Annotated in this window: 10 protein-coding genes and 4 pseudogenes; 2 read left to right on the forward strand and 12 right to left on the reverse strand. The window is 41.9% G+C overall.

All coding sequences use genetic code 11. The features are described from left to right. Positions 1-34 precede the first annotated feature (34 nt). Genes ACQ76X_RS05340 through ACQ76X_RS05350 form a run of 3 tightly spaced genes read right to left on the reverse strand, consistent with a single transcriptional unit; the run spans position 35 to position 3,465 of the window. Positions 35-871, reverse strand: coding sequence for an energy-coupling factor transporter transmembrane component T family protein (locus tag ACQ76X_RS05340; protein ID WP_438492076.1), 837 nt, complete (start codon positions 869-871; stop codon positions 35-37). After that, the gene (locus ACQ76X_RS05345; RefSeq protein ID WP_438492078.1) at positions 843-2,594 is read right to left on the reverse strand and encodes an ABC transporter ATP-binding protein; all 1,752 of its coding nucleotides are present in this window, start codon (positions 2,592-2,594) and stop codon (positions 843-845) included. The genes ACQ76X_RS05340 and ACQ76X_RS05345 overlap by 29 nt, the downstream gene beginning before the upstream one ends. Next, positions 2,587-3,465, reverse strand: coding sequence for a cell division protein FtsQ (locus ACQ76X_RS05350; protein ID WP_076110150.1), 879 nt, complete (start codon positions 3,463-3,465; stop codon positions 2,587-2,589). The genes ACQ76X_RS05345 and ACQ76X_RS05350 overlap by 8 nt, the downstream gene beginning before the upstream one ends. Before the next feature lie 182 nt (positions 3,466-3,647). Between ACQ76X_RS05350 and ACQ76X_RS05355 the strand changes: the two genes are divergently transcribed. After that, positions 3,648-4,481: a MurR/RpiR family transcriptional regulator gene (locus tag ACQ76X_RS05355; RefSeq protein WP_438492080.1), complete on the forward strand. Its 834-nt coding sequence runs from the start codon at positions 3,648-3,650 to the stop codon at positions 4,479-4,481. Positions 4,482-4,756: 275 nt separating this feature from the next. Here the strand turns inward: ACQ76X_RS05355 and ACQ76X_RS05360 are convergent, their stop codons facing one another. From ACQ76X_RS05360 to ACQ76X_RS05380, 5 genes and pseudogenes are all read right to left on the reverse strand, one after another. Then, positions 4,757-5,212 (reverse strand): cellulose binding domain-containing protein, encoded by a 456-nt coding sequence (locus ACQ76X_RS05360; RefSeq protein WP_438492082.1) that lies wholly within the window; start codon positions 5,210-5,212, stop codon positions 4,757-4,759. After that, positions 5,164-5,580, reverse strand: a pseudogene (locus ACQ76X_RS05365) (beta-mannosidase); the annotation flags it as partial. The gene ACQ76X_RS05360 and the pseudogene ACQ76X_RS05365, both read right to left, overlap by 49 nt. 221 nt (positions 5,581-5,801) lie before the next feature. After that, on the reverse strand, positions 5,802-6,434 hold the full coding sequence (locus tag ACQ76X_RS05370) for a DUF6037 family protein (protein ID WP_438492084.1): 633 nt from the start codon (positions 6,432-6,434) through the stop codon (positions 5,802-5,804). 286 nt (positions 6,435-6,720) lie between these two features. Then, the gene (locus ACQ76X_RS05375; RefSeq protein WP_438492086.1) at positions 6,721-7,170 is read right to left on the reverse strand and encodes an HNH endonuclease; all 450 of its coding nucleotides are present in this window, start codon (positions 7,168-7,170) and stop codon (positions 6,721-6,723) included. Between the two features lie 8 nt (positions 7,171-7,178). Further along, on the reverse strand, positions 7,179-8,192 hold the full coding sequence (locus tag ACQ76X_RS05380; protein ID WP_438492088.1) for a hypothetical protein: 1,014 nt from the start codon (positions 8,190-8,192) through the stop codon (positions 7,179-7,181). A gap of 228 nt (positions 8,193-8,420) precedes the next feature. Here ACQ76X_RS05380 and ACQ76X_RS05385 point away from each other — a divergent pair. Next, positions 8,421-9,557, forward strand: a pseudogene (locus ACQ76X_RS05385) (IS3 family transposase). 151 nt (positions 9,558-9,708) lie between these two features. Here the strand turns inward: ACQ76X_RS05385 and ACQ76X_RS05390 are convergent. The 4 genes and pseudogenes from ACQ76X_RS05390 to ACQ76X_RS05405 all read right to left on the reverse strand — a co-directional run. Next, positions 9,709-10,830, reverse strand: coding sequence for a Shedu immune nuclease family protein (locus ACQ76X_RS05390; protein WP_438492090.1), 1,122 nt, complete (start codon positions 10,828-10,830; stop codon positions 9,709-9,711). 266 nt (positions 10,831-11,096) lie between these two features. After that, positions 11,097-11,256: pseudogene (locus ACQ76X_RS05395) on the reverse strand (DUF255 domain-containing protein); the annotation flags it as partial. 213 nt (positions 11,257-11,469) lie between these two features. Next, on the reverse strand, positions 11,470-15,231 hold the full coding sequence (locus ACQ76X_RS05400; protein WP_438492092.1) for a hypothetical protein: 3,762 nt from the start codon (positions 15,229-15,231) through the stop codon (positions 11,470-11,472). A gap of 154 nt (positions 15,232-15,385) precedes the next feature. Next, positions 15,386-15,632: pseudogene (locus tag ACQ76X_RS05405) on the reverse strand (ATP-binding protein); the annotation flags it as partial.

Genomic DNA, 15,632 nt, shown 5'->3' on the forward strand with positions numbered 1-15,632 from the left:
AATGGATTTCTCTCCTTTGTGCTTGAGGGTGAGTTTAATAGAGCAAATTTGGATAGGCAGAACCCGCGAGAAACAGCAAACCTATATACACGGCAGAGCCTGCAATAAAAGCCCAGTCGGTTCGTTTCATAGCCAGATATGACAGCTTCATCTTTCGCACCTGCGGATTCTTCACTGCATAAGTATACCCTCTGGTCTCCAGCGCTTCGACGGTTGTCCGGGAACGTTTGGCTGTATTCAGCATCAATGGATAGAAGACCAGCACGATAATCCGCAAATAATAAGCGGCAGTGCGCCAGTACAGGATTCCATGCTTCAGCGGCCTTTGGCCTCTCAATCTGAACGAGAGCAGGATCTGGTGAAACTCTTCCAGCAGTGTGGGCAGAATCCGGTAACCGTAGGACAAGCTGAAGGCAAAAGCATCCGGTACCCCTAGCGAGGACAGTCCATCACTGAGCCGCTCCGGGTCCAGACTGGAGAAGACGGTAATGCTCGCCAGTGAAATGACGGAGAGCTTGAGCGTCAGCGTCAACATGGGCAGCAGCGATTCTGCCCCGCCCCCGAAGAACAGTGACACCAGGAACATCCAGCCGATCTGGCTGATCAACCCCAGGCAGAGAATAAATATGATATAGGGACTCACCCGGGACAGGATCGTCGTGATGACCACGAGCACAAACATACCGAGCAATATCGTCCGGTTGTACACAAACCAGGGCGCAATCGCGAAGAATACATACCAGATCAGCAGCGTGCGCGGGTCCAGCCTGCCGAGAAAAGTACTGCTGCTGTTGTAAGCATTGCCAAGCAGCTCCAGCTTGATCTGCTCGACTGAAATCCGGTTAAGTGCCCGTTTGACTGTTTCCACCATGCGTAACCGCCTCCTTTCTCCATTCCACATTACTGGTAAATTCTTCGAGGCTGCAGCAGATGCGGGGCAGCCCCAGCATCCGGCTCAGCTCCATGAGCTGGGTTTCAGCCAGCCCGGCGCGGCGCAGCAACGCGTCGTCGGAGAATATTTCATCCTTGCTGCCGTCGGCAATAATCATCCCGTCGTTCATCACGATCACCCGGCTGGCCCATTCCGCTACCAGCTCCCTGTCATGGGTGGCAATGACCACAGTCTCCACGTGACTGCGCAGCGTCTCCAGCACCTCTACCATCTCCTGCTTCGTTGAAATATCCAGGTTGGCGGTAGGTTCATCCAGCAGCATCACTGCCGGACGGACAGCCGCGCCAATCGCCAGCGAAACCCGGCGCTGCTGCCCGCCGCTGAGCAGGCGGGCGTCACGCTCGGCCAGCTCATGCAGACGGAAGGCCTCCATCATCGCTTCTACTATTTCATCCGTATCCGCGAGCCGCCTTGCCTTCAAGTAATAGGCGATCTCTCCACGCACGGAGTCGTCGATGAACATATCCTCCGGGTTCTGGAACACGTAGGAGGCAATACCGGAGAGGCGCTCCGGCGGCAAGCCGTTCACCTTCATTCCCTTGACATGAACGGTTCCTCCGGTTGGTGTGGTGATGCCGGCAATCAGCTTCATCAGCGAAGACTTCCCTGCGCCGTTGTTGCCGATCAGTGCAACCGATTCCCCGGAGTGCAGCTCCAGGTTAATTCCTTTCAGCACAGGATGCACCGTTTTGTGGATGGTCCGGTAGGAGAGCAGGACCTTATCCATCTTGACAATGGCCTCCGTCTTCCGCTCAACGGGTACGGGAAGCTGCTCTGCGGCAATGGCGGACCATTCGATGCCGCGGCGGCGCATGAAGCAGCCGCCGCTCTCCCCCGTGTTCAGCGGATATAGCGTTCCGCTCCGGGGTCCGGGCTGCAGCATCCAGGCTGCCCGGGTCACATCGGGCGGATAGATGCCCAGCGCCAGCAGTTCCTCCACCGAAGACAACGCTTCGCGCACCGGCTTATGCCAGCGCAGCCTGCCGCCGTCCATCAGCACAACCGAATGGCAGTATTCCGCAATGAACTCAGCATGATGCTCGATAACGACGATGGTTTTGCCGTGCTGTTCATTCAGCCGGCGCAGAATGTCGTAGATTTGGCGGGCATGCTGCGGATCAAGCTGTGCGACCGGCTCGTCAATGACGAGAATATCCGGGTCCATCGCCAGCGCTCCGGCCAGCGCAAGCAAATGCTTCTGCCCGCCGCTGAGCTGCCAGATGAATTCGCTGCCCATACCGCTGAGTCCGGTCAGCGCAAGTGCCCGTTCTCCCCGCTCCCGGTAATCGGCCAGGCCGTAATTCAGCGGGGTGAAGCATACATCATCCAGCACAGTCGGACGGACCAGCTGATTCTCAAAATCCTGGTAAACATAGCCCATATGTCTGGAGAGCTGGCTTACGCTTTTCCCGGTTGCAGATTCTCCGCGCAGCAAAACCTCACCTTCAAAATCACCAGTGTAATAATGCGGGATCAGGCCGTTGAAGCATTTGCAGAGCGTGGATTTCCCCGAACCGTTGCTGCCCATCACCGCAATAAAGTCACCTTCCTGAAGCTTGAGCGATACCTCCCGCAGCACCGGCTGCTCGGCACCCGGATACGTAAACGTTACTTCCTTCAGTTCAAGTACCGGTTTACGCATCAAATTGGCCTCCCCCCTGCCGCCTGCGGGCAGCACGGCGCAGCAGCACAATAATCACAGCTGCAGCAACAACCGCAGCGGCCAGCATGCTCAGCCAGATCAGACTTCCCTCATGAGATTCGGCCCCAGGCAGCTCGAACTCACCGATGCTCCAGCCGGATTCAGACAGCAGCTCCGCACCAAGCGCCAGTAGTGACAGGATGATTCCGCCAATGACGAGCTTCGGTGACAGCCAGGCACCGCTGGCGTATTTCATATTCCGTTCGCGGGGTTTCATTCCAAGCAGGGGTTCGATTTTGCCGTATAAACGCGGCACCAGGTATAACGTCGGCAACAGCGCAAACAGGATGCCGGAGAACAGCACATCATTCAGAAAACCCACACCCTCGATGATTACAATACTTTCGGCCAGTCCTTTAACGGCTTCCAGCTCCTCTACCCCGACCCATACCTTGACGATGTCGATGACCGAGCTGAAGAACTGGTGGATGGCCACCCCGCTGATCGCCGCCACCCCAACCTGCCTGCGGTTCTTGGGATCGGAGACCATGCGGCCTGCTGTGTACATCGCCAGTGAGAAAGTAATGAATTTCTCCAGTTCTCCCAGACCGCCGAATTGGCCGAGCATCAGCTCGCCGAAGATTATTTCTCCGACAGCAGCACCCACGGCGGCATACAGCGGATGAAACAACATACAGAGCGTGAGCGGGATGAAGGCGAAATACTCGACAGACAGCTCAATCGGCCCAAGCTGCAGGCTTGGAATCAGCTCCGTGAACATGTTGGACAACCCGTACAAGGACATGGACAGCACAAAAATCATCATTTTTTGCGATTGGGTCAGCGTATAACGGTTTTTTAACGTACTCATGAACAAATCGGCCCCCTCCAGGAAATTACCTTAAGTATAGAAAGTGCGTGTCAGCACAGCTTTTCCCGATTGTTAATGCAATGTAATGTTTTTTTCAGTTTTTTTAACGGTGTAAAAATATTTACAACACACTGGCGCCGTATAGTGGAAGCAGAATCTTCTAATCAGGAGGCCTTACCGCTATGTACAAAGATTGGAACCGCCGTCCCTTTTCACCGAATCAAAGGATCCTTGCCGATTTCATCCCCAAAAATGAGCAGCGCGTCCTCTACATGACCGAGCAGGAGATCGCCAACGAGCTGGGCTTAAGCATCGCTTCGGTCTCCCGGTTCTGGAAAGCCGCCGGGTTCAAGCATGCCAAGGACTTCAAAAACCGCCTCCGTTTCCGTTTTGAATCCACTCCGTCCGAGAAAATGCGCGATGTGATGCAGCGAACCGGAAGCGGCTCCCTCCCGCAAAAGCTGCTGGAAATCAGCTCGCATCATCTGGAGGAGACCAGCCGGTATTTGAATGACGCGCTGCTGCAACGTGCGGTAGAAGCCCTGTCTGCGGCCAGGCAAATCTATGTTTACAGTCCCGGACCCTGTGCGGGCCTCGCTGAACTGATGGCTTACCGTATGGCCCGCTTTGGAATTACGATCAAACGGATGGCCCCGAGCGGTCACGAGCTGCTGGAAACGTTGATGCATGCCGGGAAAAAGGATGTTGTGCTGGTGTTCGGATTTGTCCAGCTTTTGCCGGAAACGGAGGTGATTCTCGATTACGCGCGCGAAGCGGGGTATGTGGTCATCCTGATTACCGACAGACTGGTCTTCCCCCGTTCCTATGATGCCGATATCGTGCTGTACGCGGGACGCGGCGAAGTATGGGAGTTTCACTCCATGGTTGGCCCGACCTACATTATCGAGAATCTGATCCTCGGCGTGGGGCTACTGAGCAAGGAGCGCAGTCTGCGCAAGCTGGATAAGCTTCAGCTACTGCGGACCCGGTACGGCAGTAAGCTTCCCCGGAGCTGAGCCGGTTGAGCCGGAACTGAGGGCCGATACACCAGTTAGGTTAGTCAGACTAGTCTCGTTAGTAACACTAGTCACGCCATCACGCTGGTATCGCCACACTAAAATAATAATCCGCAGCACAAACAAGCTCGTGTGATAATCACAGGAGCTTGTTCACGTTTAGGCTAAAACTTTGCCTGGAATTAGCGGTAACAATTGGCTTAGTAGGTACAGCCATATTCTTGTATCTATTTCTCCGGCTTATCTTCCAGGAACGGTGCGACTTGTCCGCCTGCTTAAGGTTCAATCCCCCACACAAGCTGACCGCTCATATACCCGGTAACCTGTTCATTGTTGATGAACTGACTGCCGGATGCCTTGAACGAGTAATCGTTAGCCTGGTTGTAATTGGACCAGTCGATTTTGGAGAACCGGGTTTGAATTTCTGCGCTCTGGCCGGGATTAAGTGTTCCAGCCGAACTCGTGAAGCCAATTTCTAGAACATAATCGGCTCCGTCAGCCGGAGTAGCCAGCTTAACGAAATTGCCGGTTACATTCGCATTTCCGATGCTGGCCCAGTCGATCCAGGAACTCTGATCTTTCTCGCCGTCAATCGTGTAGTAATACCGGAGCTTCACATCACTAAGCTTAATCGCTGAATCACTGGTATTTACTACTTTGAATTTGGGTGAAATCCCGTGATGTTGCTGCCTTGATTCAACTTGTGATAGCCAAAATCGAAAATCGACCACGTGGTCGTATAGGGCAGCATATACGAACCCTTCGTAACGCCGTTAACGGTTAAAGATTGAAGCCTGCCGTCAGCACTGAGCTCCTGCATATAACGGGTGGAGATCGTATACATGCCGGTTTCCGGGACAGTCACTGTGAAGGTAATTGTGCCGGAATTCTGCATCCAGACAAATCCGTTTCCGGAGTATCCGGGTTTGGGTTGTCCGTAAATTTGGGTCGTCACTTGAAGATCGGAGGTGAGCTGAGCGTTTTCGCTTTCAATTGTGAAAAGTGCGTTGTCTGCATGAACGGGCGGCGCTGTCATCAATCCAAGCAGCAGAGTAAAAGCCAGCATAATTGTGCTTGCCTTCTTGAGCGAATTTTTCATTTCCACCTTTCCTCCCCATGTTAAAATGGTAAATAAAAGTTCAATATACCATCTATTGGATGCTCTTTCATAATTAAGATAGCATATTACATATTTTGTAAATCCATCCGCATTGAAAAATCTACATGTAAAAACTCCTACCAATATTTATTAGGAGGAGTTAAATAACATTGATTCACACGAACATCCCATCAATGACAGGTACGTGTGGGTCAATAACGTTAATTCTTATAATCTATTTTACCAGCCTTTATTTTTTCAGTATTTTCCCCAGAATCTGTTCCGTACATAATTGTTATATCCATATCTTTAGTTGCATTATATATGTCTGGATATAGTTCTTTAGTTTTTAATAAGTTTTTTGGAGTTCTATGATATTTATCTTCTGGTAATTCTGGATTCTTAGCATGGATAACTTCCCAGTTTTTAATACCTATGGGATAGATTCCATCACTCTCATTATCTAACTTATTATACTTTAGTATTGCTTTTCTCTTGTTATCGGATAGTCTGTATTCAGTGGGAATTTGCTTATCTAAATAATCAACAAAGTCTTTAATGCTGAATTGCCCTTTACCACTTCCAATTCCAAAATATTCAATGAGAGCGTTATATTCTGCATTCCCGGTAATAGAAAAACGGTATCCTTTTTGAATTGGAACACATAGAACATTGCCACTTGCTCTTTTGATAAATGTTAGCTTCCACCCGCCTGAATCTCTAGTATCAAATATAGCATCTGATATAACATTATTGTATTTATGTTCGAAAGTTCCTATCTCCACATTAAGCTGACGCATAGAACTATAAAATGTTTTTAATCCATCTACCATGCCGCTATAAGAGTACCCCATATTTTCTACCTCCAACCCGTAGTTTTACTATTTTCTGGTGATCTGACTTTTCAAAAAAATAATGTAACCTTCAAACACCACTCCGTAACCAGCAACACACAGCAAGTTCACCGGGTAATGTGCGTGTTGCCATGGTAACTTTTCCTTGGCTAATTTATTGGGTACTTTGTGAGTTGTCAGGGAATATCCCCCTTTTTCAGGAAAAATGTTGCGATCAAGATTATCATACCCAATAAAAAAATAAAACAAGCTATAGTAACTGAAGACTAGAACCATCATTTTTAAACTAATACGATTCTAGAATGAGTCTACCTGTTGGTAAGAATTTATGATTATAATGGTAATTCAGACATTCCAGTGAGAACTGATGTTTTAATAGAACTACTTTTTTGTTATGTAAAGGGCTTTTAACATCAATATGGAATATTTTATATTGTTTATCCGGTAGAATCGTGATTATTCCAAGATCAAACATAATGTGATGATTAGGGCAAAGCACAACCATATTAGAATGAATGTCAGGTCCGCCTTCTCCATGTGGCCATATATGGCATACTTCTGAATATGCAACGCCTCTTGTTTCAGTTCCATAAAAGACAATGGGTACACCACAAATTTGACAACATTGTTTATACATTTCTTTTAGCTCTTTAACTTTTTTTTGATTCCTTGTTCTCTTACGAGCGAAATATTCCTCGATATTATTAGAAATGTAATCACTTAGCCTTTTTTCCACATCGGAAATTATGCTTCTATCATCCGATGTGGAAGTGGAAAAAAATATTCCTTACCTCCGTCCTCAGATGAATCAAGAATATCCATTTCTATATTTAACTCAGATAAATCAGATTCTGAGAAATATCTTTTGATTGCCTTCTCAACAAAGCTAACCCAACCAAAGGTCCTTACAAGACTACCAATTCCTATAGTCCCTGAATTGTACAAATAATGGAGAACTGAATTCACTTTCAAATGTCTAGTTTCAATTCTTGGTAAGCCCAATTCGTTTGAAATATATTTAAGAATATAAGAAATCCATTGTTGGGTGACATGAGATGGTTTTTTTCCTTCCCAAATATCTGGGTCGTGAACAATGTGTCTAGCACCTTTCATATCCCATATTCTTTCAAAGAAAAGATCACTCTCGATGTTATTATTAATTATACGTAAATTATGATAAGTCCTTATGTATTGCCCCAAAGTACCATTCATATTTATCCAATTGCTATAAAAGTTTGAGTGAAGATTTCTAATCTTCACACTGTTTTGATCAACACAAATATCTTGCATTCTTAGCTCTGTAAGTTGGTTAGTGTCAAAGGCCGCTCCTAATCCAATAGCCATGCAAGCTTTTAACGTAATAATTATAGGTTCAAAATTTAAATGTGAATAGAATGTATCATCAAAGAGTTGTAAATAATCAAAGTCACTACCTAGGTACACAGTTTTCTCTTCGTCAACTTCACCTCTATATAGCTCTGAATTAATTGGGAAAACAGGAAATTCTTCTATTTCCAAACACGTTTTATAAACATATTTATAGTAATGTTTTAATGCCGGGATTGTCATTAAAGGGTTTGTGTTATTTTGAATATACATTTTAAGTACAGCCTCACTTAAAACTGCTTGAATTGATAAACTTGAATAATTGTTTGTATAAAGATTTATCTTATTTGTATAAGCTTGTTTTGTTCTTTCACTAGTAAAGATTGCTTCATTGAAATATCGATTATAAGATTCTCTAACTGTTAAACTCATAGTCTATCTCACCATCCAAATCCAAGAAAATTTAATCAGCGTAAGTACTAATTTTGCTTTAAAGCTCAGATTAAAACATAGATTTGATCAAAAGAAAAATTTCAATAAGACTAAGAATTTGGAAACCTTCTCGTTTAGACATTTCTTGTACTTGTTGACATGTTGGATCAGATTATAATGCTACATAGAAACTAGACAGCAAAAAAGGAGATCCTTAGTTGTGCCCACATCAAGAAGAACGTTTACACAGAAGAAAAAGCACGGATTGTGCTGGAGATTCTAAAAGAAGAAAAGTCCATCTCGCAGTTAGCCTCCGAGTCAGGAATCCATAGCAATGTCCTGAACCGGTGGAAAAATGAAGCGATACAGAACCTGTCTCAACTATTTGTGGACGACCGCAAGGGCATCACCAAAATGAAAAAAGAATATGAACAGCAGATCGAAGAACTCTACGCCGAGGTGGGCAAACTCACCACTCAATTGTCGTGGCTCAAAAAAAATCTGGCCGCTAATCTCACCCGAGACGAGCGGCTGCACCTTCTCGAATGGGATACTCCTGACCTGGCGATTCAGGTCCAAGCCGACCTGCTCAGCCTGAATCGCTCCAGCCTGTATTACAAGCCGGTTCCTCCCTCCCCGGAGGAAGTTCGCCTCAAACACCGGATTGACGAGCTCTACACGAAGCATACCTTCCTGGGCTACCGGAAGATTGCGCCATTATGAACCGGGAAGGCGATTCGATTCATCCGAACACCGTTCGGCGATACATGCGGGAAATGGGCATCATGGCGGTCTATCCCGGGCCGAACCTGAGCAAACGGGATTTGCAGCACCGCATCTATCCTACCTACTGCGCAAGTTACCCATCACTGCGCCTGATCAGGTCTGGAGCGTAGATATCACCTATATCCGTATGACTCAGGGCTGGATGTATCTCTACGCGGTCATGGACTGGTATTCTCGCTATATTGTGGACTGGCAATTGGATCAGAGCTGGAGATCGGCTTTGTTCTGGAAACGATGAAGCGCGCGTTTGAACGCGTCCAGCCTACGATTGTGAACAGCGACCAAGGGAGTCATTTCACCAGTCCACAGTATATTAATTTGCTGAAGGAAAAGCAGATTCGCATCAGCATGGACGGGAAAGGCCGAGCCAAAGACAACATTGTCATTGAGCGCTTCTGGCGTAGTTTGAAGTAGAATGAGATTTATATCAACGAGTACAGCAGTCCCCGTGAGACGCGGCAGGGGGTGCAGCATTACATCCACTTGCACAATCACTACTTACCTCATCAATCGCTGCAAAACTTCACGCCCGCAGTGGTGTATAACCGTGAGGCTACACTCGTATCCACAAGCGAATAACGGAGGGAACTTCGTTCCCCTCCCGCGCCTTCGCTTGGGTCTTGCCCTCCACCCGTTTACCCGGTGGCGTACTGACTTTGTAATTTTTTTCACACCTTAAAGATATTAAATTTTCTGTCTTGACATCGTGTAGCACCATACACTTCCGTGATTATGTTATCAAATCTTTTAATAAATTTATCTTCTCGAATAATTCATCATAAGTAATAATTTCAATGGATTTCAAGTCCGCTCTAAATAACTCAAATGATCTTCTTTCAATCTCATTTAGTTTCTCAAGGTTTCCTATTATTAATATGCATTTAGGATTCAACACTGAAAAGTTTATATTTGAATTGTATCTATTGACAAAATATTCTTTTTGAAGTTTATCTTTATAGTTTAATATCTGATTAATACTACCAGTTAATTCAGAGGAAACAGAACAAATATCGTTTCGATATTCTCTACCAATTAAATGTGCAGTTGGTGTTTTTATTTCCAGTAATGCAATGTTATCAATCAGATTATTCTTATAAATAAAATCAAGAATACTACCATTCTTATTACTTATATTCTTCCCTCCAACATAAGCTTTATCATTAAACACCAGAAATGGGGCAGCAAAACATTGTGATAAAATCCAACTGTTTTGAACAAAAAACTCATGCCAATCACTTTCTCTACTATTAACTTTATTATTCCCCCAATATTTTATCGCCTGTATAAATTTATTAATTCCTTGCAAAGACATATTTGTATTAAATATAAGTTCATTAATCATTGGAAGTGCTCTATTAAATGCGTTATGTATGGTTATAGCTGTTTTATCAATTACTGTTACATAAGCGTTTTCCCCATGAACATGAGGTAAAGTGATAAAACCTAGGTTAGAAATCTGTTCAACTTGCTTTTTCAGTTCTTCAAGATAGTACTCATAAACCCATTTGATCTCATTTCTCCAATCTTCCTCATTATCATAGTCAGTAAGTTGAAAAAGAATAGAAAAGTTGTTGCTAGTCTTTGAAAAAATCACTGATATGAAAGGATATGGTATTAACTCCATTGGATGTTCGATTTTACCTTGATAACAATTCATTATTTGAAAGTGAAACTCGTTTGGAATGGTCATTAACTCTAAATCTTTGATTTGGTCATATTTATATCCTGTATGCTCGTGAAAAGGACAATTATCGAAGACGTAACCCTTATGTAGTACTTGTAACAATTCCCCAGAAATTGTACTGTTTCCGATATAGGCTTCAATGATATTATCCTTAAGCTTATATTTCATCTTGAATATCCCCCATAATATTTTTTGGAAGTTTTTCACCTAACATTGTACTCACGAACTTTGTGAAACTACCAACTTCACCTCAATATTTAAATATTATTAGACAGAACGTCTCGATGAATTATAGTTTTATTATACTTCAAAATGGAAGAATACGAACATTGTTCCTGCATCCAACTGAAAAACCCCCACTATTAGCAGGAGTTTTTATAAAAATTGATTCACGAACATCCCATCAATGACAGGTACGTGTAAATCAACAACTAGCTATACCCAATAGATAAGAAGACAGGTTTGTTGTCGCGCTTGGCGACTTCAAAAGCCTCTTCCGACCCAAGGGAACCAGTTCACCGGATTATGCGCGTGTTGCAGCAAATACGGCGACTTCTCCTCGGCTAATCTATTGGGTACTTTGTGAGTTGTCATGGGGCATCACCTCGTTTCGTGTTGGATTTGGGTAAAGTATTGCTTAGGGTTAGTTTACCCAAAAAGGTGGGGGAAGGCTCAGGATATGAAAAAGACTACAAACATCAGAGAAGTATTTAGTAAGGGACCGGAAATTCATGGTCATCAATTTCTCGCTAAGATCATATAAGTAACACCTTATTAATATCTTACGATTTATCTCATTTCATTTAATTAAAACTCTTTTAGAACTTCATCAATCTGTTCTCGCTCAATTTCCCGTCTCCATGCTTCAATTGACCTCTCAACTCTTTGTTTGTGCTTTAAATAAGTTAATCCAGTTAAAGCCGGAAGCAAAGATTCTAAGAAAGATATTCTTGCTTCCATGTAAGGAATCATACTTCCCCACCCACCATAACTTCTTGATTCCAACTGAATTTCTTCAAATAAATTGGGATCAGTATTTAATTGAATAAAATGCAGAAGATGCTTTTTTCGGCGTTCAATTGAAACCTTAGCGTCAGTAATAGATGAAAATAAAACTTTCATGAACTTTGAATTATCATAATTAATATTGATGAAATGAGATATCCATTCGTCTTGACGAATAATTCGAGTATCAGAATTATCTCTGACTATGAAGAGGCTTGATATGTAATCTGAGACTCGCCATGATTGAATACCTTCATCATAACAATACACTTTGAAAATATGATCGGCGAGTTGTATATAGTTGTCACAATTCCAAATTACAGATATCCGGTTTTCATCTTCATTCCTCAAAGAGTCTCTATCTTTCAAAGTATACTGAATAAACTCATCGATAAATGAAAATTCACCCTTTATAAAATGAATTAGATATTGTCCGTCGATATCTATATGTCTTTCGTAGGAAATTAATTTAAAGTATATTTCTTTCAGTAAGCCCAAATCATTTTTGAATCGGTTAATTAGTATGTCAGGATTAATACCTCCACCATACGACCCAAACATCGAATGAAAATATAATGAAAACATAAAAGGAGAATAGTCATACTTTCTCGTAATAATTCTGCTTGCTTTTACAAATATCTCGTCATCAACATGTCTATATCTTTCCAAAAACTCTATTTCTCTGTATGGTGATGAAGTAATATTACCCTCATTTGAGGATAAAAAGTCGTATAAGCTTTGTACTAGTTGTCTCGAAATAGTTTCCGAGGGCAGATTCTTATAGAAAGAAAACTGCCAGGCATTTTTCTGATCAAATTCAACTTTATTAATAATGTCATAGGCTCGCTTAGCACCAACAATTTCAAATAACTTAATAATTATTGGATCAGGATACAAGTCTATAGGTGTATTGTGAGCTAAATAGATATCAACAGCATATAAAAAAAGTTCTCTATTAATTTCCAGGTGATTGAACGCATACTGCAACCCACTACTAATATCCCAAGTATTTTTAGGATCATATTTTTGATAATTTGAACATATTTGAATTATATTCAGAATCATTTCTTCCGTACAACCCTTTAATAACGTTCTGATATCAGACTCCTTAAACTCTTGTTCCTTCTTCCAATCGAATTCTTCTAAGTGACGCTTACCCTTTAAAATGTGATAGATTAGGAAATCAGCACTATTCAGGTATTCGGATAAATATGGCTGTAAATCTATACCCAAACGTTTAAATTGACCTGCTACTGTTTTTGCAATAATACAATGTGACAGCCTATTCGGTGAAAAAAGATCACTAAAAAAGCGGACAATAAATGGGAAATCTAATTGAACCAATTCTTCCTCTATTTTATCTCTGTTGTAGTGTCCATAATTTTTAATTATAGTCTCAATTTCATGCTGGTATGCTTCTTCATTTTGATACAAATCAAATAAACTATTCCATATCAATTCTCTATATTTTTTAGAGCCTTCACTTAGCTGAACTGGTATTTGATACATAATGATGGTATTTCCTCTCCCAGCTTCTGAAGGTGAGAAACACAGTTTTAGGAACTCAGCAGCAACTCTAATAAAAAGAATACATTCATTTTCATTTTTCCATGTATCAGCATGCTCAATAAATTTATTTATCAGTTGAATCTGTGTCCAATAGTCATAGCGATGCGAATTTTTTTTAACACTAAAAGAATTGATAATTGTGTGATAGAAATTCATGAAACCTTGCGGCATTTTTTTGTAATACTCGAACAACAGATCCAAAGCTTCTGGCAAATCACTTCTATCCTGAAACCCACCTATAAGGCTTAAAATATCGTCATTCACGCTTTGATTACGACTCTGTTTCTCAAAATCTATAGAATTAATATCTAAACTCCCTTGAGGTATTGAATCAATTCTTTCTTTTAACATCAGGAGCGTTTCAGTTGGTCTAGTACTATAAAACACTTTTACAAAATCAAAGAACAAGGGACTCCCCGATTTTTCAAAATCAACCCATACAATACTGATTTCTTTTTCAAGTTTTTGATGCATATCCTCAGAAGCAAAGATATTTGCTAGAGTATTAATCGCATTAATTACACGCGGTTTATGGCTTCCAAAAAATTCTTTCAGCATTACTGATAACGGAATGATCCGCTTCGTTATAAATACATACGAAAGTAGATAATTACCGAGACATTGATCAGATATTTTTACAGCTTTATCGTTGTAAATATCAACTAATTCCAATTCATGTAATTGATAGACACAATTAATGAACATTTTATCCGAAATGTCCAATTTCTCCAAAACAGGTATCAGGTATTCTAGTCTTTCGAGGTTTATTGCTGAAAGAAAAGAAATTATGCCTGCCACCGCATACAAAGCTCTATCTTGATCGAAAATATTTTCTTGTATATATTTACCATAATATCCTTCATACAATTGAGTCGCATCATTAATGCTGGATAAGGATTGTGTTTCAACCGCAAGCTTCCCCGCAATGACAGCAAGCCTCGCATTTCCCTCAGCAATCCTGACAATCTTATCAAGATAGTTTGTATTTAATATCTGCAGATTAGCCTCCAGAAGTTTCTTTATCTCTTCATCTGAAAACGTGCTAATCGTACAAACCTCTGGAATTGTATAATTACGAATATCTTGAATCGTCGTTAGCCTTGCATAATCTCTCACTGTTATTACGATTTTCACATCATAACCTTGTTTATACTTTGTAAGATACTGCAGTATATGTTGTAATCCTGAAAGTTGATTTGCATCATCAATTAGCAAAAGGTATTTGTTGGGAGTATCTAAATATACTTTTAAATCTTCATATATAGGAAGTCGATTGCTTTGAATGCACAACAATCTATAATCATTTTCATATGCATATTTTTGACAACACTCCAAAGCCAATCGTGTTTTCCCTACTCCAGCAGGTCCTGTTATCAACGTAACGCTAGTATTTTCTATTTTAGTTAACACTTCGTTGATTTCATTTTCTCTAAACTTAAACGTAGTTGAAAGTGGGGCTGCCATACCATTCGAATCATAAACAGATATGAATTCGTTAACTTCAAAAATTTGGTCTGTACTAATTGATATCCCTAAAAAATCGCGTGATATTCCATGAAACCGAGTATAAATATTACTGGCTATATCGTCTATTCCATATAATTGAAGTAACACTCCATTGCATGAACAATAATCGCGCAGCTCTTTGCTTTTCCCCGCAGATAAGTTAGCTGAGGTATGACAATAGATAATCTCTGCAATACCTGTTGCCTCTACCCCAGTTTTCTTGGGATTCAAACAATCGCAAATATCTGCGAGTATTTTTTCAAATATGTTTGACTGCTGAGTAGTGTACATAACAAAAATATAATTTCCGTTTGGATCAAGAAAATATGTATCAGGGATACCCTTTGTAGTCTTCATGGTTCCAGATTTCATGCCCAATGATAATACATTTTCGTATCCTAATTTATATAAATACGCATCACATAATTCTTGAAATGCACCACCATCTAGTTGTAGAATTCTTTGCTTTATGTCTGTCAACTTGGACAATTATGATTCCCCCAATGCTTAAGTGATTTTCTTCTCTATAAAAAATAAACTCGCTTGAATTTTGCTTATTATAGTTGGGAGTCGCATTGGGAGGAAAAAAGGTCCCCCTAATTAATTGAGTTACCGTTGCAAGTCACCTTGTATTATTTCCAACTTAATTTTTTGATTGCTTTCTCATTGATTCTACTGCAACTGCTAATACATCAGAAACCGTACTCTGAGACCACTTATCCCAAAACTTAACTGTCGCGCTGTCAGGTTTCATTTTAGGTTCAGCAATTTTAACTCTACTGGGCAATAAACTTGCATCACCAACGACCAATGCTTCTCCAATATCCAATATGGGTAAAAGTTCTGCGTAGTTTCCCAGACTATCTGGCAGAAGTTTTTTCACAACATTT

This window comes from Paenibacillus sp. IHBB 3054 (genome assembly GCF_051594305.1).
In the GTDB taxonomy this organism is placed as follows: Bacteria; Bacillota; Bacilli; order Paenibacillales; family Paenibacillaceae; genus Paenibacillus_AQ.

What these genes read in the sequence shown, in the direction of transcription:
- ACQ76X_RS05340 (WP_438492076.1), bottom strand. Translation starts at nt 871, where the DNA reads ATGGTGGAAACAGTCAAACGGGCACTTAACCGGATTTCAGTCGAGCAG.
- ACQ76X_RS05345 (WP_438492078.1), bottom strand. Translation starts at nt 2,594, where the DNA reads ATGCGTAAACCGGTACTTGAACTGAAGGAAGTAACGTTTACGTATCCG.
- ACQ76X_RS05350 (WP_076110150.1), bottom strand. Translation starts at nt 3,465, where the DNA reads ATGAGTACGTTAAAAAACCGTTATACGCTGACCCAATCGCAAAAAATG.
- ACQ76X_RS05355 (WP_438492080.1), top strand. Translation starts at nt 3,648, where the DNA reads ATGTACAAAGATTGGAACCGCCGTCCCTTTTCACCGAATCAAAGGATC.
- ACQ76X_RS05370 (WP_438492084.1), bottom strand. Translation starts at nt 6,434, where the DNA reads ATGGGGTACTCTTATAGCGGCATGGTAGATGGATTAAAAACATTTTAT.
- ACQ76X_RS05380 (WP_438492088.1), bottom strand. Translation starts at nt 8,192, where the DNA reads ATGAGTTTAACAGTTAGAGAATCTTATAATCGATATTTCAATGAAGCA.
- ACQ76X_RS05390 (WP_438492090.1), bottom strand. Translation starts at nt 10,830, where the DNA reads ATGAAATATAAGCTTAAGGATAATATCATTGAAGCCTATATCGGAAAC.